20 protein-coding genes are annotated in these 20,915 nt (G+C 69.1%); 12 read left to right on the top strand and 8 right to left on the bottom strand.

Annotated features, from left to right (window positions below; all coding sequences use genetic code 11):
• Positions 1–218: 218 nt before the first annotated feature.
• Positions 219–2,438 carry a hypothetical protein gene (locus IPK71_32130; protein ID MBK8218404.1) on the top strand — a complete coding sequence of 740 codons (2,220 nt, stop codon included), beginning with the start codon at positions 219–221 and terminating at the stop codon, positions 2,436–2,438.
• A 68-nt stretch (positions 2,439–2,506) separates the two neighbouring features.
• Here IPK71_32130 and hemC read toward each other — a convergent pair whose 3' ends face one another.
• Positions 2,507–3,406 carry a hydroxymethylbilane synthase gene (gene hemC, locus IPK71_32125; protein ID MBK8218403.1) on the bottom strand — a complete coding sequence of 300 codons (900 nt, stop codon included), beginning with the start codon at positions 3,404–3,406 and terminating at the stop codon, positions 2,507–2,509.
• A gap of 162 nt (positions 3,407–3,568) precedes the next feature.
• On the opposite strand from hemC, the gene IPK71_32120 reads away from it, so the two are divergent.
• On the top strand, positions 3,569–4,030 hold the full coding sequence (locus tag IPK71_32120) for a hypothetical protein (protein ID MBK8218402.1): 462 nt from the start codon (positions 3,569–3,571) through the stop codon (positions 4,028–4,030).
• Positions 4,031–4,054: 24 nt separating this feature from the next.
• Here the strand turns inward: IPK71_32120 and IPK71_32115 are convergent, their stop codons facing one another.
• The gene (locus tag IPK71_32115) at positions 4,055–6,097 is read right to left on the bottom strand and encodes a DUF4139 domain-containing protein (GenBank protein ID MBK8218401.1); all 2,043 of its coding nucleotides are present in this window, start codon (positions 6,095–6,097) and stop codon (positions 4,055–4,057) included.
• A 103-nt stretch (positions 6,098–6,200) separates the two neighbouring features.
• On the opposite strand from IPK71_32115, the gene IPK71_32110 reads away from it, so the two are divergent.
• A complete protein-coding gene (locus IPK71_32110; GenBank protein MBK8218400.1) occupies positions 6,201–7,805 on the top strand; it encodes a response regulator in 1,605 nt (534 codons plus the stop codon).
• Positions 7,806–7,852: 47 nt separating this feature from the next.
• On the opposite strand, the gene IPK71_32105 is transcribed toward IPK71_32110, so the two are convergent.
• The 5 genes from IPK71_32105 to IPK71_32085 form a co-directional block, all read right to left on the bottom strand.
• The gene (locus IPK71_32105) at positions 7,853–9,130 is read right to left on the bottom strand and encodes an acetyl-CoA hydrolase/transferase family protein (GenBank protein ID MBK8218399.1); all 1,278 of its coding nucleotides are present in this window, start codon (positions 9,128–9,130) and stop codon (positions 7,853–7,855) included.
• Between the two features lie 38 nt (positions 9,131–9,168).
• Positions 9,169–9,783, bottom strand: coding sequence for a membrane integrity-associated transporter subunit PqiC (locus IPK71_32100; GenBank protein ID MBK8218398.1), 615 nt, complete (start codon positions 9,781–9,783; stop codon positions 9,169–9,171).
• Entirely contained in the window at positions 9,780–10,748 is a 969-nt protein-coding gene (locus tag IPK71_32095; protein ID MBK8218397.1) for an MCE family protein, read from the bottom strand. The genes IPK71_32100 and IPK71_32095 overlap by 4 nt, the downstream gene beginning before the upstream one ends.
• Before the next feature lie 4 nt (positions 10,749–10,752).
• Positions 10,753–11,475, bottom strand: coding sequence for an ATP-binding cassette domain-containing protein (locus IPK71_32090; protein MBK8218396.1), 723 nt, complete (start codon positions 11,473–11,475; stop codon positions 10,753–10,755).
• A gap of 92 nt (positions 11,476–11,567) precedes the next feature.
• Positions 11,568–12,653, bottom strand: a complete 1,086-nt coding sequence (locus tag IPK71_32085) for an MlaE family lipid ABC transporter permease subunit (GenBank protein ID MBK8218395.1) — start codon at positions 12,651–12,653, stop codon at positions 11,568–11,570.
• A 102-nt stretch (positions 12,654–12,755) separates the two neighbouring features.
• On the opposite strand from IPK71_32085, the gene IPK71_32080 reads away from it, so the two are divergent.
• From IPK71_32080 to IPK71_32040, 9 genes are all read left to right on the top strand, one after another.
• Positions 12,756–13,508 (top strand): ATP-binding cassette domain-containing protein, encoded by a 753-nt coding sequence (locus IPK71_32080; GenBank protein MBK8218394.1) that lies wholly within the window; start codon positions 12,756–12,758, stop codon positions 13,506–13,508.
• Positions 13,505–15,013 (top strand): ABC transporter permease subunit, encoded by a 1,509-nt coding sequence (locus IPK71_32075; protein ID MBK8218393.1) that lies wholly within the window; start codon positions 13,505–13,507, stop codon positions 15,011–15,013. Before IPK71_32080 ends, IPK71_32075 begins: the two co-directional genes overlap by 4 nt.
• On the top strand, positions 15,010–15,777 hold the full coding sequence (locus tag IPK71_32070) for a glutathione S-transferase (GenBank protein ID MBK8218392.1): 768 nt from the start codon (positions 15,010–15,012) through the stop codon (positions 15,775–15,777). The genes IPK71_32075 and IPK71_32070 overlap by 4 nt, the downstream gene beginning before the upstream one ends.
• Positions 15,753–17,066, top strand: coding sequence for an ergothioneine biosynthesis protein EgtB (locus IPK71_32065; GenBank protein ID MBK8218391.1), 1,314 nt, complete (start codon positions 15,753–15,755; stop codon positions 17,064–17,066). The genes IPK71_32070 and IPK71_32065 overlap by 25 nt, the downstream gene beginning before the upstream one ends.
• Positions 17,067–17,111: 45 nt before the next feature.
• Positions 17,112–17,396: a DUF427 domain-containing protein gene (locus IPK71_32060; GenBank protein ID MBK8218390.1), complete on the top strand. Its 285-nt coding sequence runs from the start codon at positions 17,112–17,114 to the stop codon at positions 17,394–17,396.
• The gene (gene egtD / locus IPK71_32055; GenBank protein MBK8218389.1) at positions 17,393–18,361 is read left to right on the top strand and encodes an L-histidine N(alpha)-methyltransferase; all 969 of its coding nucleotides are present in this window, start codon (positions 17,393–17,395) and stop codon (positions 18,359–18,361) included. Before IPK71_32060 ends, egtD begins: the two co-directional genes overlap by 4 nt.
• A gap of 203 nt (positions 18,362–18,564) precedes the next feature.
• Complete coding sequence (locus IPK71_32050; protein MBK8218388.1) at positions 18,565–18,972, top strand: CBS domain-containing protein; 408 nt, start codon at positions 18,565–18,567, stop codon at positions 18,970–18,972.
• 211 nt (positions 18,973–19,183) lie between these two features.
• Entirely contained in the window at positions 19,184–19,567 is a 384-nt protein-coding gene (locus IPK71_32045; protein ID MBK8218387.1) for a hypothetical protein, read from the top strand.
• A gap of 45 nt (positions 19,568–19,612) precedes the next feature.
• Positions 19,613–20,119 carry a DUF2505 family protein gene (locus IPK71_32040; GenBank protein ID MBK8218386.1) on the top strand — a complete coding sequence of 169 codons (507 nt, stop codon included), beginning with the start codon at positions 19,613–19,615 and terminating at the stop codon, positions 20,117–20,119.
• Between the two features lie 71 nt (positions 20,120–20,190).
• On the opposite strand, the gene IPK71_32035 is transcribed toward IPK71_32040, so the two are convergent.
• Positions 20,191–20,874, bottom strand: a complete 684-nt coding sequence (locus IPK71_32035; GenBank protein MBK8218385.1) for a hypothetical protein — start codon at positions 20,872–20,874, stop codon at positions 20,191–20,193.
• Positions 20,875–20,915: the final 41 nt, after the last annotated feature.

Here is a 20,915-nt window from a genome sequence, read left to right as displayed (position 1 = left end):
CCGCGACCCGAGGGCCGCGGCGCTCTTCTCTTTCGAATCGGGAACGCCGCGGCCGGAGCGCACGACCGTGAGCTCCCGAAGGCCCGAGTGCGGCAGGTGCCCGCGCGGAGCAGGTGGGAGATGTAGGGACGAAGACAAGTTGTCCTTTGCGTAAGTCGCGTTGCGACGAGCGCGCGAAGAGCGGTATCGTGAAGGACTTTCATCCTCGGAGCGAAATCATGAAGCCGACCGCACTGCTCGTTCTCGTTGGTCTCGCGTCGACGCTCACGGTCGTGGCCTGCGGAGGGACCGACGATCCCGAGGACACGCCCGTCCCCGTCGATGCGGCTCCGCCGCCTTCCGGCACGGATGCGTCGCCTCCGCCCCCGCCCCCCGACGCTTCGACCGACGCCGGTCGCGACGGCGCGACGGCCGACGCCGCCGACGCTGCGCCCGAGAAGTGCGGCGCCACCGAGCCGAAGAAGTGCGTCGACGGCGCTGCTTGCGCCATCGATGGAGACTGCGTGAGCCGCAACTGCTCGCAGAACAAATGTACTGCGGCGACGTGCACCGACCAGAAACAGAGTGGCGACGAAGAGGGCATCGACTGCGGCGGAACGCGTTGCAAGAAGTGCGACGGCGCGACCTGCGCGAACGCTGCCGAGTGCACGAGCGACATCTGCTTCCTGAACAAGTGCGCGCCGCCCGGCACGAAGACGTGTGGCGTGGGCCTTCCGACGCTCTGCATGGACGGAGAGCCTTGCCAAGCCGACCTCGACTGCACGAGCGACGTGTGCGAAGCGCGCAAGTGTGTCGCGGTCACCGCCGCCGCGCACATGGACGGGCGCCGGAACGCCGGGGAGACCGGCGTCGATTGTGGCGGCTCGATCAAGGCCACCAAGGTGTGCCCGCAAGGTCAGGGCTGCGTCGACGCGACCGACTGCGAGGCCGCGACGTGCACGACGCAGAAATGCGACGCGCCCCTCCGCAACGACGGCAAGCTCTCGCCCTCGCTCGGCGAGACCGACGTCGACTGCGGCGGCACGATGCCCGACAGCATGGGCAACCCCGCCATGAAGTGCAACTCGACCAAGGCGTGCCGCGTCGGGGGCGACTGCGACAGCGGCTACTGCACGGCGAACGTGTGCGAGCCGCGTATGGCCGGCCGCAAAGACGGCGACGAGACCGACGTCGACTGCGGCGGCGGCATCGACCCGGACACGGGCGCGCCCGCGGCCCGCTGCGAGGACGCGCAGACCTGCTCCACCGGCACCGACTGCGCCTCGCAGATCTGCTACGGCGGCGTGTGTATCGGGGGCCGCTCCTGCGAGAACGCGGGGACGTCGGGCATCACGACGTGCGGCGTGAAGGAGTCGAACAACGCGGCGCGCCGCCACGAGAGCTGCTGCCGCGCGCTCCCCGTGCCCGGGCTCGGCGTCCGCATGGGCAAGTACGAGGTCACCTCGGGCCGCATGCGCAAGTTCGTCGAGGCCGTCGGGCCGAACGTTCGCGCGTGGGCCGCCAACGAGATCGCCGGCGGGACGGCCGCGGGCATGCGCCTCGAGCGGATGCTCCCGGACAACGTGCGGAACTTCCTGCCGGCGTCCGCGAGCCCCACGCAGCCCCTGAACCTGATCGTGCAGCTCGGCGCGGGCGTCATGGATCGGCGCCAGCCGAGCATGTCGCAGGGCTGCTACAACGGCACCGAGGCCTACGGTCACGCCACGTACTGGCAGCCCACGGCCACGCTTCGCTCGCTCTACGGAGCGAGCTTCCCGGCGCGCAGGTTCACGCAAGCCCAGTACGACGAGAAGCCGATGAACTGCTCGCCGTACTGGATGTACGCGGCGTTCTGCGCGTGGGACGGCGGTCGCCTCGCGACGCGCGCCGAGTACGCGACCGTGTGGGGCGGCGACGCCTACCCGTGGGGCCCGACGCGCTACCCGACCGAGGGCGTGACGAACGCCAACTACGAGACACAGACGGTGAACTGGGGCAACGCCATCCCGAACAACTCCGTCTTCTTCTATCGGTTCCCGGCCTTCGGTGACGGCCTCGACACCTCGGGGTACATCGCGGCTCCGGGGCGCTTCCCGCTCGATCTCACGGCCCTCCGCACGGCGAGTGACGAAGGCTGGATGGACATCGGTGCGAACCTCATGGAGATGAGCGAGGCCGAGCCCAGCACCGCGCGCTTCTGCGACTACAGCGTCCGCGGCGCCGGCGAGTCCTTCGACCCGATCTGCGAGTTTACCGACGCCTTCGGGACGAACCAAGGTGTGCTCCGCGCGGCGAACGGCATCAGCAAGAGCATGTGGATCGGCGGCAGCTGGGAGGGCCACGGTTCGTTCAACCTCACGGCGGCCGTCCCGTTCCGACGCGAGTGGTACACGGGGGCGCAGCAGTTCCCGCTCCAGACCCAGTACGGCAAGACCGGCTTCCGCTGCGTCTACGAGTGAGCACCGAGGGGCCGGCTCGCTGCCGGCCCCGTCCGTGCCCGGCCTACGCCCTGGCGACCCAACCTTGGTCAGCCTCGGAGCGCGCGCGCCACCTCGCGCCCGAGCACCTCGGCGGCGTCGTCGGTCGAGGGGTAGGGGAACGTACGGTCGAGGGTGCGAATGTCGGTCCCGTCGGGGGCCGCGATCATGGCGCGGATGCGGAGCTGCTCGTGCTCGACGCGTTCGGCGAAGGCCCCGATCGGGGTCTTGCAGTCGCCCTCGAGCTCCGTGAGCACCCCTCGTTCGGCGCGGACGGCGCGGGCCGTCTCGGGGTGGTGGAGGGGCGCGAGGAGCGCGCGTGTGGTGTCGTCGTCGGCGCGGCACTCGATGCCCAGGGCGCCCTGGCCGATCGCCGGGAGGGACAGCTCGGGGGGAAGCACGGAGGTCGCGCGGTGGCCGAGGCCGAGCCGCCTGAGGCCCGCGTTGGCGAGCACGATCGCGTCGTACTGCCCCTCGTCGAGCTTGCGGAGGCGCGTGTCGACGTTGCCCCGGAGCGGCTCGATCACGAGGTCGGGGCGCGTGCGTCGGAGCTCCGTGGCGCGGCGTAGGCTGCTCGTGCCCACGCGCGCACCGCGAGGGAGAGCCTCGAGGGTGCCGTGTCGTGGAGACACGAGCGCGTCGAGAGGTGACTCTCGCTCCGGAATGCACGCGAGCACGAGCCCCTCGGGCAGATGCGCGGGCACGTCTTTGATCGAGTGCACGGCGAGGTGCGCGCGACGTTCCAGGAGCGCCTCTTCGATCTCCTTCACGAAGAGCCCCTTCCCTCCGATCTCGGAGAGCGGCCGGTCCTGGATGCGGTCACCGGAGGTGGTCACGGTGAGCTCCTCGACCTCGAGGCCCGCGTTCGCGGCGACGAGGCGGGCCACGAAGGCCCTGCACTGGGCGAGCGCGAGGGCCGACTTCCGAGTGGCGTAGACGACGGTGGACATGGCGCGTGAGCCTATCGCAACCCTCGCCGATCGTGGTGTCGAAGCTGCCCCTCGAGCCGTGAAGAGAGGGTTCGTTGCCGCGCCGTTCGCGGGCGTTCACGTGGAATTCGAGCGCAAAAAGGGCTGAACGAGGCGCCGCCCGGGCGCATCAACCCGTGCATCATGACCTTCGATCGCATGACCCTCGCGGCGCTCGCCGCCTCCCTCCTCGTCGGGTGTAAAGCTCACCCGTCCGCCGCCCCACAGCGCCCCGCTGCACCCATGGCGGCCGAGCTCCGTCCCGGCGCGTACGAGCTCTGGGTCGACCAGCGATGCCGCAGGGAGGCACGCCGGTACTCGCACCTCGCCCCCGACGCCTACATGAAGGTGGCCGAAGAGAAGCGCTTCTCGGTCGTGCGCCTCCAAGACCGCGTCGTGCTCCGTGGTGTCGATCCGGGCGTCGTGCTCGAGGCGACTCCGCACCGCGACTTGCCGGGCGTCTACGCCATCCGAACGCCCTCGGGCGGCTTTCTCACCGTCTCCGAGGGCCCGCAGGGGCAGCGCGCCGACCTCGTCCTCTTCGGCTCAGGGCTGCCCTACCTCGCGTGTGATCGTGGAGCGCTGCGGGCCGTCGCGAGCCTGTGAGCGCACCGACGACAGCGGCGCTCTTCAGCCTCGCTTGGTGGTGACGGGCGCGACGTATTTCACGCTCCGAAGGAGATCGCGAAAACGAACGTTGACCTCGGCGAGCTTCGCTTGCGCCTCGACCTGCTTCTTCCCGACCTCCTCGCTCTTCTTCGCGAGGTCCTCGAGGCGCTTCGTGAGCTGAGCGCGGAGCTTGTCGGCGAGCTTGTTCTTCTCGATGGCGCGGAGGCTCCGTCGCGTCTCTTCGCTCTGGGCCGAGAGCTCCGCGAGAGTGCGCGCGTGCTCCCGCTCGACGTCCGTAAGGTGCAGGATCTCCTGGCGGAGCTTCCAGGCCTCGTCGACCGACCTCCGGGTGGCGTCGGGCACGTCGCTCCGCGCGAGGAGCGCCTTCACCGCGGCGTCGGCCACGTTCGACGTCCAGCTCTCGGGGCGCACGACGCTGACGCGTTCGTCGACCATGAGCTCTCCGTCCGCGTTGGGGGCGGCGTCGAACGGGACGAGCGCCGACCCTTGGCCGACGTTGTCCTCGGTGCCGGTCGGGGGCTTCTCGAGGTGGCTCCCGCCGATACGGGGGTGTTTCACGAGCACCTTCGCGCGGACGGCGCTGCCGTTTCGGATCCGGTAGAGGGTGTGGGTCGCGCTGTCCCGCTCGACCCAAAGCTCACCATTTTCGATCTTCTGTACGCGCTCCCCGAGCTCGTCATGTTTGACGGTACGGTCGACCGCGATGCCCCGCTCGAGGGCGAAAGGAACCGTGGCCGTGGCGCCCTCGGGGAGAGGATCGACCATGCCTTGCCCGAGGAACGAGCCCGCCTCGAACACGGCGATAGGCCCCTTTTCGAGCGTTCCGCCGCTCTTGTTCGTGAACCGCACCACGCGGAACGGGTGCGCGTAGGAGTCGGGCACGGAGCCGTCGGGAGCGAAGAGGAACGCCGAGTCGCCGGGGAGGTCGCGCGAGAGCAGCATGACCATCGTGGCGGCCTTGTCGGGGATCGTCACGGCCTCGGGGAGGTCGTACCTCGTGACGCCACCGGTCGCGCTCACGGCCGCGAGCGCTCGAAGGTTGCGGGGGGCTCCCGGCACGACGGGCGTCGACGTCGGTCGCGTGGGGCCGTCCATCGGCGCGGTCTTGGGGGCCTCGGGGGCCGGTGCCTTCACGGCGGAACGCGGCCGCATGGCGTCTTTTGCGGGCCGCGCGCCGGCGCTCGGCCCACGGCTCACGGTCGCCGCGGCCTCGTCGGCCTCGAGCTCCTTGTCGTCGCGATCCTCGTTCGTGACGACTGGCTTCGGCTCGGCTGCAGGTGGCGGCGGGGGTGGCTCCCGGCGTCTCTCGGCCTGCGCGAGGGAGGTCTCGGCGCGGGGCACGGCGGCGATCACCTCGCCTTCGTCCGTGACGACGGGACGCGCCGGCACGACGGGTGTGCCGAGCGTGGCCTCGAACGCGACGGGCGCACCCGCGACGAGCGAGAGCCTCACGTTCTTCCAGTCTTCGCCGGAGAGGTTCTGCACGATGCCCCACGCCTGGATCTGCGCCTTCCCGCCGCCCGCCACGACGAGGCGGTACGAGGGCCGCCAGACCGGCGCCTCGGTGACGTAGCCCACCTGGAGCTCGTGCTGCTTCCCGTCGAGCTGGAGCACGACCTCGCGGATCCTCCTGCGTTCCTCTTCGGTGCAGGGGCGGAGCCGCGGCGGCTCTTCCGGATCGTTCGGGCGGCGCGGAGGCCTATCGGCGGTCGCGAGAGGGCTAGGATCGCAGGACGGGATGTCGTCCGGGCTCTTGATGGGGAAAGCCGCCGCGCGAACGCTGCTCCCTCCCTTCTCCATGACGGCGAGCGTGGCGAGAAAATCCCCCACCGCCTCCTCCTTCATTTTGAAGCGCACCTCCTGGTCATCGACCTTTCCACCTCGTTCGAAGTACGCGATCCCATTGCGATAAACGACGACGCGCTGGAGCGGTAGGTTCGACGCGACGGTGGCCGTGCTCTCGCAACCGAGCGTCAGCGCGGCGAACGCGGGGAGGAGCGCGACGGAGAATGCCGACCACGAGCGGGGCTTGGAGAAACGCATGCGCCGAAGGTACCCGAAACGGGGACGCTCGTGCGCTCGTCGACGCCTCGATACGTGAAGGAAGGGGGCCCGTCTCGGGTGGGTTTCGGTCTATCCTGAGCGCGTGGGAGGAGACATTCGGCTTTCGGACCAGCGCTCGCTCTTCGAGCGCGGCCCCATCGTGGTGTTCACCTGGCGAAACGAGGCCGGGTGGCCGGTGGAGTTCGTCTCGCCGAACGTGGTCGAGGTGTTCGGCTACGAGGTCCAAGACTTCCTCGACGGGCGCGTCGCCTACGGGAGCCTCGTGCACCCCGACGACCTCACGAGGGTCGCGGAGGAGGTCCGGTCGGCGACCGAGCGCCCCGAGACGTCGTTCGCGCACGAGCCGTACCGGGTGACCCGTCGCGACGGGGCGTCCATCTGGATCTACGACTACACGTACCTTGTACGGGACGCTTCGGGCGCCGCCACGCATTTCATCGGCTACGTGTTCGACGTCACGAGCCGCGTCGTCGCCGAGGCGGAGAAGCGTGAGCTCGAGCGGCGGCTCCTGCAAGCGCAGAAGCTCGAGAGCCTCGGCGTGCTCGCTGGGGGTGTGGCGCACGACTTCAACAACCTCCTCACGGGCATCCTCGGGCAGGCGAGCCTCGCGAGGCGCGAGCTCGGTGAGCAGAGCAAGAAGGGGCAGCACTTCGATCGCCTCTCGCACTCGGTGCTCCAGATCGAGCAGCTCGCGCTCCGCGCCGCCGACCTCACCCAGAAGCTCCTCGCGTACTCGGGCAAGGGCTCGATGGCCGTCGAGCCCGTCGACCTCGGCGCGCTGCTCGCCGACATGGCCAGCATCCTCGACGTCGTGCTGTCGAAGAAGGCGACGGTCGTGAAGGCGCTCTCGACCGATCTCCCGAGCGTCGTCGGGGACCGCGCGCAGCTCCAGCAGGTGGTGATGAACCTGCTCACGAACGCGTCCGACGCCCTGGGGGACGGCGAAGGCACCATCACGCTCATGACCTCGACGCGTACGGTGGCCGAGCTCGAGGCGTCCGAGCTCGGGATAAGTGCTGGAAATTACGTGGTTTTCGAGGTGTCGGACACGGGCTCGGGCATGAACGAAGAGGCCAAGCTCCGCCTCTTCGAGCCGTTCTTCACCACCAAGTTCGCGGGGCGTGGGCTCGGCATGTCGGCGGTGCTCGGGATCGTACGCTCGCACCGCGGCGCGATCCGCCTCTGGTCGGAGCCGGGCGTCGGCACGAGGTTCTCGATCGATCTACCGGCGAGCGATCGGAGGCCGCGGCCCGCCCGTGAGCTGCCGCTCGCCTCCGACTGGAAGGGCGAGGGCACCATCCTCGTGGCCGACGACCAGAAGTCGATCCGAGCGACGCTCGGTCTCCTGCTTCGGTCGCTCGGGTTCGAGAGCCTCGAGGCGCCCGACGGCAAGCGCGCCCTCGAGCTCTACCAGGCCCACAAGAGCGACATCGTGCTCGCGTTCCTCGACATGACCATGCCCGTGCTCTCGGGCGTCGAGACCATGAAGGCGCTGCGCGCGCTCGACCCGAACCTCCCGATCGTCCTCTCGAGCGGGTACAGCGAAGAGGAGGCGACCCAACGCACTCGCGGCGAGCCTGCCCACTTCCTCCAGAAGCCCTATCGCATCGACGAGCTCGAGCGCACCCTGCGGAGCGCGCTCACGGCGAAGAGGCCCTCGCAGCGCCCGACGGGGGAAGGCGGCTGAACGTCGGTCGAGGAGGGCGAAGGGGAGCTCGAACGGAGACGGTCAGGTCATGGGTCGCCATGGAAACGCTCGCGGTAGGCGCGCTCGAGCACCTCGCGATGCTCGGGCGCCGCGATGCCGATGAGCAGCTGGGCGCGCTCTTGGAGGCCCTTCCCGTAGAGGTTCACGACGCCATGCTCGGTGACCACGAACCGGATGTGGCCCCGCGTGGTGACGACCCCCGCGCCGGGTTTCAGGACGGGGACGATGCGCGATATCCCCTTCGACGTGGTCGAGGGCATGGCGATGATGGGCTTTCCACCCTCGGAGAGCGCGGCGCCGCGCATGAAGTCCATTTGCCCGCCGATGCCCGAGAACTGGTAGGTGCCGATCGAGTCGGCGCACACCTGCCCGGTGAGATCGATCTCGAGCGCGCTGTTGATCGCGACGACCCGCGGGTTCTTCCGAATCACGGAGGCGTCGTTCACCCAGCTCACGTCGCGGAAGGCGACGGCGGGGTTGTCGTCGACGAAGTCGTAGACTTTGCGGCTCCCGAGCACGAACGTGGTCACGGTCTTGCCACGCTCGACCTTCTTCTTGGCGTTCGTGACCACCCCTCGCTCGACGAGGGAGACGAGCCCGTCGCTGAACATCTCGGTGTGCACGCCGAGATCCTTGTGGTCGCCCAAGAAGGCGAGCACGGCGTCCGGGATTCCGCCGATCCCCATCTGGAGAGTGGATCCGTCCTCGACGAGCTCGGCGACGTAGCGACCGATGGCCGCGGTCGCCGGATCGTCGCTCGCGTAGGTGACCTCGGGGAGGTCGTCGTCGCACTCGACCATGGCTGCGATCCGAGAGACGTGGACGTGCGCGTCGCCGAGTGTGCGCGGCATCTTGCGGTTCACCTGGACGATCACCGTCTTCGCCGACTCGGCCGCGGCGTGCGCGGCGTCGATCGAGGTCCCGAGGGAGCAGTAGCCGTGGGCGTCGGGTGGTGAGACTTGGAGCAGCGCCACGTCGAGAGGGAGGCGCTCGTGACGGAACAACCCCGGGATTTCACTCAGAAAAACGGGGACGTAGTCGGCGTCTGGGCCGTCGACCCACTCGCGCACGTTCGCCGACACGAAGAGCGACCTCAGGAAGAAGCTCTTCACGACGTCGGCGTGCTTCCAGTCGATCTCGCCGAGCGTGCTGATCGCGACGAGCTCGACGCCCGAGACCTCTCCGGCGCGCGCGAGCAGGGCCGCGAGGAGCCGCGTCGGCGTCGCCGCGCTGCCGTGCACGAACACTCGGTCGCCGCTCTTCACCAGGGCGACCGCCTCGGCCGCCGTGCGAAAGGATTGCATGGCCGCGAGCCTACACCGAAATGAAGCAGCGGCGGACGTCAGCGCGGCGCGCTCGCGGTGGCCTCGGCGCGAGATGCCTTCGCGAGGTCGTCCGCGACGTGATCGAGCGCGCGACGAAGGGCCTTCCCGTACGCGCGAACGATCGTCGCCTCCTCCGCGTCGGCGGTCGCCTCTTCGGCCACGAACGTGTCTCCGACGAGCACCCGGCGTTCGTCGTGGATGGTGACGACGATGCCGACGACGACCTTTCGGACCGCGCCGTTCTCCTCGACCTCCTCGAGCCGGACGAGCTCGCAATCGACGACGAAGGGCGCGCCGGAGAGGGCCTGCCTGTAGCCCTGCTCTTCGTAGAGCACCCGGGCGAGCCCCCGTCGCAAGAAGGCCTCGGGGCGCTCGGTCCAGCGCTTTTCGTCCTCGAAGGAGAGCTCCACGTCGCCTCGTTTCCGCACCCGCCGTTCGCGCACGTGAGACGCGGCGCTCACCTTGCCGAGGCGCACCTCGGGCCCGTTCGCCACGGCCTGGGCACGCCCCTCGGGCGCCACGAACCCGAGCTCGAAATACCTCGGGACGAGCGGCTCCGACTTGGACGTGAGCGCACACCCGGCGAGCGCGACGCTCGCGGAGGCCAAGAGCATGGCGCGTCGCAGGCTCATTTCGCCCTCTTTCGTGCGTGGCCTTTGAGGAGCATGTCGGGATCCTTTTCGAGAGCCTCGGTCAGGTTGCGGATCGACTCGGCGGCCTCGCGGACCTCGCGAAGCGTGGCGTCGAGCTCGCGGGTCGTCCCCGTGGCGTTTCTGCCGAGATCGCCGATGGCGTCGCTCGTGCGGGTCGCGCTCGCGACGAGGCCCTTGTCGCCGTCGATTTTGTCGAGGAGCGCGCTCATCTTGTTCACGGCCTTGTCGATGTCGGCCACGGTCCGGGCCGTGCTGCCGATGACGTTCGACCCTCGGAGGTCCTTCAGCGTACCGTCGAGCGAGGTGAGCACGGCGTCGACCTTGCCGAGCGTCTCCTTCGCCGCATCGGGGACCTTCTTCGAGTCGAAGTCCTCGAGGATGTGGCTCACGCGGAGCATGATCGCCATGATGCCGTCGATGAGCTCGGGGATCCGGTTGACGGCGCCGACGAGCGAGTCCTCGAGGCTCTTCAGCGTCGAGGTCGCCGACGGGATGGTGTCGTTGCCGACCGGAAAAGGCAATTTTTCCGGGGGGTTGGACTTGACGTCGAAGAAGTCCATTTGGACGAATTTCACGCCGGTGATTCCCTGAGAGGCGAGCTGCGTGCGGAGGTCCGGGGGAACCTTGGCGGTCGCGCCCTTCACGGCCTCGCCCTCGGTGAGCTTCAGTCGCGCGACGTCGGTGAGGTTCAGCGCCATCGTCACCTCGACGTGCCTGCGGTCGGGCGCGATGTCGGCCTTCGAGACCGTGCCGATGGTCACGCCGCGGTACTTCACGGGGGAGCCGACCTCGAGCCCCTGGACGGACTCGTTGAAGTACGTCTTGAAGGTCAAGGTCTCCTTCTGGAGCGAGCTCGCGCCGAAGTAGACCATCGTCACCATGAAGGCCAAAAGGCCGGCGACCACGAAGAGCCCAAGCTTGGTCGGGTTCGTTTTTCGGCTCATGAAGCTATCTCGCGATCCGGTTGAAGAAGGCGTAGACCGTGGGGTTCGAGTCGTCGCGGCGTAGGTCTTTCGGGTTGCCCCTCGCGAGGATGCTCTTCGTGCTCTTGTCGAGATAGATGGCGTCTCGGATGACCGAGAAGATGCTCTCGAGCTCGTGGGTCACGATGACCACGGTCGTGCCCCTCTCGTCGTTGAGGCGCAAAATGAGCTTGTCGAGCTCGGCCGAGGCGACGGGATCGAGGCCGGCCGAGGGCTCGTCGAGGAAGAGGAGCGAAGGCTCGAGGGCGAGGGCGCGCGCGATCGCCACGCGCTTCTTCATGCCGCCCGAGAGCTCCGAGGGCATCTTGGCTTGTGCCCCGTCGAGGCCCACGAGATCGAGGTTCTTCGCGACGATCTCGTCGACGTAGTCGTCCGGTACTCGGGTCCACTGCCGGAGCGCGAGGGCGATGTTCTCCTCGACGGTCATCGAGCCGAAGAGCGCCCCGGACTGGAACATGACGCCGTAACGCGGGCGGCCCACGTCGAGATCCGGCTCGCCGATGCCGTCGATCTCGATCCGCCCGCGCATGGGTTTCTCGAGGCCCACGAGGTAGCGGAGCATGGTCGACTTTCCGCAGCCGCTGCCGCCGAGGATGCCGAACGTCGACCCGCGTGGCACGTCGAACGACGCGTTCTCTTGGAGGATCTTGTCTCCCCAACCCATCGTGAGGTCGCGGACCGTGATCATGGGGCGCGTCTCCTCGGCGCGCTCGTTGGCGGTGGCCGAGTCGCGGCTGCGGTACGCGAGGCCCTTGCCCGGCCCCTTCTCGCGCGGGGTGCTCATAGGTCGAACGCCCGGAAAAATACGGTGAAGAGCGTGTCGACCACGATGAGCGCGAAGAGGGACGCGACGACCGACGTGGTCGTCTTTCGCCCGACGCCCTCGGCCCCTCCCTCGGCGGCGAACCCCTGTTGGCACGAGACGAGCGCGATCACGAGGGCGAACGCGACGCTCTTCACGAGGCCCGAGTTGAAGTCCCACGCGGTCACGGCTTGGCGCGTCTCGACGAGGTAGCCCCGCACCGTGAGATCGAGCCCCGCGACCCCGACCGCGAGGCCGCCCAAGATGCCGACGAAGTCGGCCAAGAGCGTGAGAATCGGGGCGACGAGCATGAGCCCGAAGGCCCTCGGGAAGACGAGGTACCGCATGGGACCGAAGCCCATGGTGCGGAGCGCGTCGATCTCCTCGGAGACCTTCATGGTCGAGAGCTCCGCGGCGAACGCCGAGCCGGAGCGCCCGGCCAAGATGATCGCCGTCATGAGGGGCCCGAGCTCGCGCGTGACCGAGAGCCCGACGAGATCGGCGACGAAGATGTTGGCGCCGAACATCTTGAGCTGCTTCGCGCCCTGGAAGCCCATCACGAACCCGACGAGGAAGTTGATGAACAGCACGATGGGCACGGCGTCGGCGCCGGCGCGCTCGGCGATCCGGAGCACGTCGCGGTAGTTGCCGGTGCGCGGCTCCTTGGCGACTCCGAAGAGCGAGAGCACGACCTCCCCCACGAAGGCGAAGATGTCCTTCGCGGTCGCGTAGAGGGAGAGTGTGCCGTTGCCGACGTCGGCTAGAATGCCGTCATCTTTCGGTTTTTCGATGGGTGCACGGCCGACGTCGGCCGTGAGCTCGTCGCGGAGCGAAGGGTCGCCGCCCTCGATGCGCACCTCGTGGCCGCGCCTCGCGAGCGCGCGGAGGTGCTTCGCGACCACGGCGATGCTGGTCGCGTCGAGCGCGACGACGGCCTCGAGATCGACCACGACGTCGCTGCGTGTTTCGAGCGAGCCTTCGTAGGTCCGAAGGGCGTCGACGAGGCGTTCGACGTCGTCGATCGAGAATCGTCCTTCGAGCTTGAGGGGGGTGGCGTTTGCCATGGCGCAGCCCGGGGAGCATACGGCAACCGCGCGTGGGCGATACCCTCTTGCGGCGGGCGAAACGCGCGGACCTCCACGGCACGAGAGGGTAGACTCCGGCGCGTGACCGGACCCGTCGTTACGGCGAAGCTCGCGGAGACCGTCGTCCGCTTGTCTCGCGATTTCGTCCTCGGCCCCATCGACCTCGAGGCGAGGGCGGGAGAGACGGTCGTGATGGTGGGCGCGAGCGGCTCGGGGAAGAGCACCGTCCTCCGGCTGTTCGCGGGGCTCGTCGTCGCCGATCGGGGGCGCGTCGAGGTCTTCGGTGAGCCTCTCGTCCCCGCACGCCACGACACGGTGCGCCGCCGCATCGGCTACGTCACCCAAGAGGGAGGGCTCTTCCCTCACCTCGACGTGCGCGCGAACGCGACGCTTCGTGCCCGCGCGCTCGGTCGAGGCGCGGAAGAGATCGAAGAGCGCTTCACGTCGCTCGCCCGCCTCGCCCGCGTCGATCCTTCGCTCTTCGCGCGGCTCCCCTTCGAGCTGTCCGGCGGCCAAAGGCAGCGCGTCGCGCTCGTCCGCGCGCTCATGGACGAGCCCGGCCTCGTGCTCCTCGACGAGCCGCTCGGGGCGCTCGATCCCGTCGTGCGCTCCGAGCTCCGACGGGACCTCCGCGATCTCTTGCGTCGCTCGGGGGCGGCGGTCGTCATGGTCACCCACGATCTCGACGAGGCGGTCGCCCTGGGCGACGAGATCGTCGTCGTGCACGAAGGGCGCATCGACGCGCGTGGCTCCCTCGCCGACCTCCGCGCGGCGGAGCGAGGCTCGTTCACGGCGCGCCTTCTCGACGCGTGCCTCGGAGAGGTGGCCACGTGACCCGTCGCGTGGCCTCGGCGTTCGCGCTCGTCGTGGTGTCGCTCGTCGTGGCGTCGGAGGCCTCGGCGCGCCCCTTGACCGTCGGCTCGAAGGCGTTCACCGAAGGCGTCGTATTGGGCGAGGTCGTGGCGCAGGCGTGCCGCGGAGCGGGCTCCGAGGTCCGTCACCTCCGTGGGCTCGGCGGGAGCGTCGTGCTCTTTCGTGCGCTCGTCGCCAAGGAGATCGACGCGTACGTCGAGTACACGGGGACGCTCGAACAGGAGCTCTTGCATTTGCCGCGGGGTGCCCCGGAGGCCGACCTCCGCGCGAAGCTCGCCGAGCTCGGGATCGCGGTGTCGCGCCCGCTCGGCTTCGACAACACCTACGCGCTCGCCGTGCGCGAGGACCTGGCGACGAAGGAGAGGCTCGTTCGTACGAGCGATCTCACGAGGGTGCGGCCGCTCGTCTTCGGCCTCTCGCACGAGATCGTCGGTCGCGCCGACGGCTTCGAGGGGCTTCGTCGCGCCTACGGGCTCGTCCCAGGGGAAGTGCGTGCGATGGACCACGACGTCGCCGAGCGCGCGCTCGTCCAAGGCGGGGTCGACGTCACCGACGTCTACACGACCGACGCGGCGATCGTGGCCCACGGGCTCCGCGTGCTCGCCGACGACCGCGGCTATTTTCCAGCCTACCGCGCGATCGTGCTCTACGACGCGCGCCTCGGCGAGCGCGCGCCCGCATGCCTCGCGAAGGTCCTCTCGATGGAGGGGCGCATCGACGCGGAGACCATGCGCCGCATGAACGCGGACGTCTTGGTGAGCCGGCTCTCGGAGGACTCCGTCGCGCACGGGTTCGCCGAGCGAGCGCTCGGGATCGTCGCCCCGAGCACGCGCGACACCCTCTCGGGCCGCCTCGTCCGGCGCACCCTCGAGCACGTGCAGCTCTCGCTCGGCGGGCTACTGCTAGCGATGCTCGTCGGCCTGCCTCTCGGGGTCGTGTGCTCGCGCAGGCCGAAGCTCGCCTCGATCGTGCTCGGGATCTCCGGGGTCGTTCAGACCGTGCCTTCGCTCGCCCTCCTCGTGCTGCTGGTCCCCGTGCTGGGCATCGGGACCGTGCCCGCCGTCGTCGCGCTCGTCGTGTATTCGCTCTTTCCGGTCGTCGAGGGCACCGTGACGGGGCTCACGACGATCGACCCGCGCCTCGTCGAGAGCGCCGACCTCTTGGGGCTCCCGCGCGCCGAGCGCCTGCGTCGTGTCGACCTCCCGTTGGCGTCGCCGAGCATCGTCTCGGGCGTACGAACGGCGGCGGTGCTCTCCGTGGGCACGGCGACGCTAGGGGCCATGGTAGGTGCAGGTGGTTACGGTCAGCCGATCCTCACGGGCGTGCGGCTCGAGTCGGCCCCGACCATCCTCGAAGGCGCCGTGCCCGCCGCGCTGCTCTCGTTGCTCGTGCTGTCCGTGTTTCGTTTCGCCGAGCGCCGCATCGTCCCGCGCGGCCTCGTCTCGCACAAGGAACCCCGATCATGAACGACGTCGACTACGAGCTCTTCTACTGGCCTCACATTCCCGGTCGCGGCGAGCTCGTCCGGCTCGCGCTCGAAGACGCAGGCGCTCCCTACGTCGACGTCGCGCGCTCTGCGGCGCACGGCGGGGTCGAGGCGCTCAAGGCGCTCCTGCAAGAGCACCCTGGCGCGGGGGCCCGGCCTTTCGCTCCACCGATCCTCCGCCATGGATCCCTCGTGCTCGCCCAGGTGGGCGCGATCCTGGTTTACCTCGGGCCTCGGCTCGGCCTCGCGGGTGAGGGGGAAGGGCAAGGGCACGGAACGCTCGCCCTCCAGCTCACGATCTCCGACCTGGTCTCGGAGGTGCACGACACGCACCACCCGATCGGGACGTCGCTCTACTACGAAGAACAAACCGAAGCGGCGCGGCAGCGGACGACCGCCTTCCTCGAGCATCGCCTCCCGAAATTCCTCGACTACTTCGAGCGGATCGTCCGGGAAAATGCCGACGCCCGAGAGCCGCGCTCGCTCGTGGGCGTGCACACGTACGCGGACCTGTCCATGTTCCACGTGCTCGCGGGGCTGCGCTACGCGTTCCCACGGGCCATGGCCGCGAAGCAGCGCACCCTCCCGGCGCTCGCGTCCCTCGAGGAACGTGTCGCCGCGCGCCCTCGCGTGGCCGCGTACCTCGCCTCTCCGCGGCGGCTCGCCTTCTCCTCGAGCGGGATCTTTCGTGCGTACCCGGAGCTCGACCTCGTCCCGAGCTGGGCTGCGGAGGGCACGCCGTGACGCGCGAGGAGCTCGCCCGACGGTACCTCGCCGTTCGTGCTCGCACGGAGCACCTCGCCGCGCCTCTCTCTCCCGAGGATCAGGGCCTGCAGTCGATGCCGAGCGCGAGCCCCACGAAGTGGCACCGGGCCCACACCACGTGGTTTTTCGAGGCGTTCGTGCTCGCGCCGAGGGGGGGCCCGCCGGTCGATCCTCGGTACGGGTACCTCTTCAACTCGTACTACGAAGGGCTCGGTGAGCGGCACGCGAGGCCGAAGCGGGGGCTCTTGTCGCGCCCGACGGCCGAAGCGGTCGGCGCGTACCGTCGCGCCGTCGACGCGTCGATGTGCGACCTCCTCCGGGAGGCTCCCGACGAAGATTGGCCTGCGCTCGAAGCGCTCGTCGACCTTGGCCTCGCACACGAGCAGCAGCATCAGGAGCTCCTCCTCACGGACATTCGTCACGCGTTCTCGGAGAGCCCGCTCCTTCCGGCGTACCTCCCTGCAGGAGCTTCGAGCACGAGGCGCTCGCCAGGAGACCTCGTCTTCGCAGAGCACGCGGGCGGAGTGTGCGTCGTCGGGCACGAGGGCACGAGGTTTTCGTTCGACAACGAAGGCCCGCGTCACCGCATTTTTCTCGAGCCGTTCGCGATCGCCACGCGCCCCGTGAACGTGGCCGAGGTGCGCGCGTTCGTCGAGGCGGGTGGGTATCGCACCCCCTCGCTCTGGCTCTCCGCGGGGTACGAACGCGTTCGCGCGCTCGGCCTCACGGCTCCGCACGGCATGAGGGTAGAGCCCGGCTCCGTCTTGGGGTTCACGCTGCGGGGGCTCGTCGAGCTCGATCCGGCCGAGCCAGCCTCTCACCTCGACTACTACGAGGCCGACGCGATCGCGCGGTTCCTGGGCGGACGGCTCCCGACGGAGGGGGAGTGGGAGCACGTCGCCTCGCACGTCGATCCCGAGGTCGGGAATTTCGTGGACGACGAGGTCCTTCGCCCGGTCGCGTCCGCGTCGGGCTCGCGCCGCGTGGAGCAGCTCTTCGGCGACGTGTGGGAGTGGACGTCGTCTTCCTACGCGGCGTATCCGGGGTATGCTCCGGCCGAGGGGGCCGTGGGCGAGTACAACGGGAAGTTCATGGTCGGGCAGTACGTGCTTCGTGGCGGCTCGGCGCTGACACCTCGGGGCCACGTGCGCGCGACGTACCGCAATTTCTGGCCGCCCGACACGGGCTTCCAAATGACCGGCGCTCGGGTCGCGCGTGACGTCCGGGGCGAAACCGGGCGCCCCCGCGAGCGTACTGGCATCGAATGAGCGGCCGTGCCTCCGGGCGGGGCCACGCGTGAAGGGAGAACGACGATGGCGAAGGCGATGTACCGTGGGGCCTTGTTGGCGGAGAGCGACGTGTTCGAGGTGGTCGAAGGGAACGTGTACTTTCCACGTTCTTCTCTCGACATGCGCTTCTTCCGCGAGAGCCCCACGAAGACGACCTGCGGCTGGAAGGGCGAGGCGAGCTACTTTCACGTCGTCGTCGACGGCGCGACCAACGAGGACGCCGCCTGGACGTATCCGAGCCCGAAAGACGCGGCACGCGCGATCGCGGGGCACGTGGCGTTCTGGCGCGGCGTCGAGGTGACGAAGTGACGGTCGTGGAAGCTTTCCCGAGGTCGCCCATCGCCGCCGACGTGCTCCGCGGGCTCTCTTGCCCACACAAGAGCCTACCCCCCTACCTCTTCTACGACGCCGCCGGCTCGGCCCTCTACGAGCGAATCACCGAGCTCCCGGAGTACTACCCGACGCGCACCGAGCGCGCGATCCTCGCGGTCCACGCGGACGACGTCGTGCGGCGTATGCGAGCGGGCGCGACGCGTCCGCTCACCGTGGTGGAGCTCGGAGCAGGGACGGCCACGAAGACGCAGCTCATCCTCGAGGCGGTCGTGCGCGCGCAGGCGTCGTGTCGATTCCTCGCGGTCGACGTCTCGGCCTCGGCGCTCTGCGAAGCCGCGTCACGCCTCTCGCGGGAGCTGCCCGAGATCGTGGTCGAGCGCTTCGTCGGTCACCACGAGGCGTCGTTCCCCGTCATCCGTGACCTCGGCTCACCGACGCTCGTCCTCTTCATCGGGAGCTCGATCGGCAACTTCGACGAGGCCGAGGCGCACGCGCTCCTCGCGGGCACACGCGCCGCGCTCCGGCCCGGGGATGGCCTCCTCCTCGGCACGGACCTCCGGAAGAGCCCCGAGCGGCTCGTGCCCGCCTACGACGACGCCGCGGGCGTGACGGCGGCGTTCAACAAGAACGTCCTCACCCGCATCAACCGCGAGCTCGGCGGCCGCTTCGAGGTCGAGACGTTCCGTCACGTGGCGCTCTGGAACGACGAAGCGTCACGGATCGAGATGCACCTCGAGAGCCTCTGCGAGCAGTCCGTCTCGATCGAGCAGCTCGGCCTCACCGTTCATTTCGAGCGAGGCGAGCGTATCCACACCGAGTCGAGCCGCAAGTACGACACGACCCGGGTCGACGCCATGCTGGCGAGCGCGGGCTTCGGGCGTGAGGTCACCTACACCGACGACGCGTCGCTCTTCGCGGTGCACCTCGCGCGAGCGGTGTAGGCGAGGCGGAGACCTGCCCATCGGCCCTTGGGTTTGCGCACGTCGGGCGTGCCTTCGTGCACGCGCTGCGCTGCCGCGTCCTCGACCCTCGTGCCGGGGCGCCCCGGTTGCGCCCGTCGCGCACGTCTTGCGGAGCATCCTCGAAAACTCGTGCATTTCGCGGGTATTTTGGTTGTGCACGCCGTTTGCAAACGAGCCTTGTCATGAGCAAGCCCGTTCCCCCGATCTTCAAGTACATGACGACCTCGCCCCACACGGTGGACGAGAAAGACAGCATCGCGAACGCCGCGAAGAAGATGGCCGAGCACCGGATTCGGCACCTCCCGGTCATGTCGGGCTCCAAGGTCGTCGGGCTCCTCAGCCTCCGCGACATCAACGTCATCGAGACGCTCCAGGGCGTGGACCCGAAGACCGTCACGGTCGACGCGGCCATGGCGACGCAGCCCTACCAGACCGACGCCATGACCCCGGTCACCGAGGTGGCGTCGACGATGGCCGAGCACAAGTACGGCTCGGCGATCGTGGTCCAGAACAACGAAGTGGTGGGCATGTTCACCACGGTCGACGCGTGCCGCGTGCTCGCCGAGGTGTTCGAGACGCGCCTCAAGTGATGCCCTCGTGACCATGCGTCCTCGCGTGGGCGTACGGCGAGCTGTCCCAAGGGCGGCTCGCCGTTCGTGCGTGTGCGTGAAGACTCTCTAAGTGTTCGTCATGGTTCGCGATTTCGTGCCGGTCGGGAGGGGCTGCGTCGAGGCCGTATGCCCGGTCACGAATCGCCGCTGCCGACTCCGAATTCCGCGCGGCAAACGATAGAGTGACGCCGTGCAGCTCGGTCCCATCTCCTTCACCCTTCGCGACGTGGCGGTGGCGGCGTTCGTGGCGGGGGTCGTGTTTTTGGCGGGGCTCGCGTTCGTTCGCCACCTGTGTGCGACGCTCCCTTCCGACTACTTCTCGCGGCCCGCGCGCGAGCGCGCTCCCTTGGTCCGGCTCGTCCGCCAGGTCTCGGGAGGGGTGCTCGTCGTGCTCGGCCTGGCCATGCTCGTCCTCCCGGGGCCAGGGATCGTGACGATCGCGCTCGGCGTCGCCCTGTTCGACCACCCGAAGAAGCGCGAGATCCTCGTCCGCCTCCTTCGGCGCGACGGGGTAAAGCGCACCCTCGACGACCTTCGCCGTCGTGCGGGGAAGGAGCCGTTCGCGCTCGACTGAGAGAAGCCTTGCGCCGGGGCGTGGTTCGCGAAAGGCTTCCGCGCCATGGTGAAGCTGTCGATGGTGCACGTGATCGCCTGCGAAACGAGCGCCTTTTGGGACTCGTTCTTCGACGAGGCGCTCTCGCGGAAGCTCTTCCTCGAGGGGCTCGGGTTTCGAGATTGGTCGGTCGTGGAGCGCTCGGAGGAGGGCCCCGTCCTGCGCCGCACGGTGTCGGTCGAGCCGACGCTGTCGCTCCCGGGCCCGATCCAGAAGCTCGTCGGGAGCCGGTTCCGGTACATGGAAGAGGGCACGTTCGATCGCGCCGCGGAGATCTTCCGCTTCAAGCTCGTGCCGAGCACGCTCGCCGACAAGGTTCGCGTCGAGGGGACCATGACGACCAAGCCGCTCGGCAAGAAGACCGAGCGCCACGTCGACATCACCGTCGAGTCGTCCGTCGCCTTCGTGGGGCGCCTCGTCGAAGAGTCGTTCGCGAAGCAGCTCGAAGAAGGCTGGAAGAAGGGCGCCGACAAACAGAACGAGTGGCTCGAGGCCGAAGCGTCGGGCCGTTGAGACAGGAGCCCGTGCCTCGCCGAACGGGGGCGGACGCAAGAGCGCACATCGGCATCGCGGGGCACACGCCGCTACGGGCGCCCGAGCATCCAAGAGAGCGCGCGGACGACGGCCTCTTTGGCGCCCTCTCGGACGGGCTCGCCGTGCGCGACCACGACCTCGTCGAAGGGGAGCTCGGCGATGGCCCTGGCGCTCGCGCGCGTCTTCTCGCGGTCCTTCACGAAGAAGCGCCATGCGCGGCTCTGGGCGAAGCGACCATGGCACCCCACGAGGAAGAGCACGAGGTGGGTGACGATGCCCACCGGCCGCACGACGTGAAAGAAGAGGTCGGTGACGACGAGCGCCCTCGACGGGACGTGGAACAGCACCATCTCCGACACGCTCGGCGCCCCGTCCACGAGCACGCCCCGCAGGTCCTCGCGGAGGTCTTCCGGGAGGCCGTCGTCGAGTGGGTGATCGAGCGTGAGCCCGGGGACCTTCGTCTCGAGCGCTCGGTACGCGAGCACCCTGGCCGACGGGTAGCGCTGCTTGGCTGCTGCCAAGTAGAGGTGGTGAAGGAGGTTCGGAGCGAGGAGCGCCGACACGTCACCGAGCTCGGCGATCGAGGCCGCGATCCGGTCGTCGATGGGGATGGGGGAGACGAGCACGACCCCGCTCCGTGTGGCGAGCGCGGTCATGCGGGTGGGGAGCCTGAGGCCCCCCGGCAAGCGCTGCTCGAGCTCGAACGACATCCGTGTAGGGCGGGTCTCGACCATGCGATATGGTTAAGCTCGGTTGACGAAATGGTCAAGGACGG

Source organism: Myxococcales bacterium, assembly GCA_016712525.1.
Classification (GTDB): domain Bacteria; phylum Myxococcota_A; class Polyangia; order Polyangiales; family Polyangiaceae; genus JAAFHV01.
The sequence above is the reverse complement of the archived record's forward strand: the minus strand, read 5'-3'. Positions and strand labels throughout refer to the sequence as shown.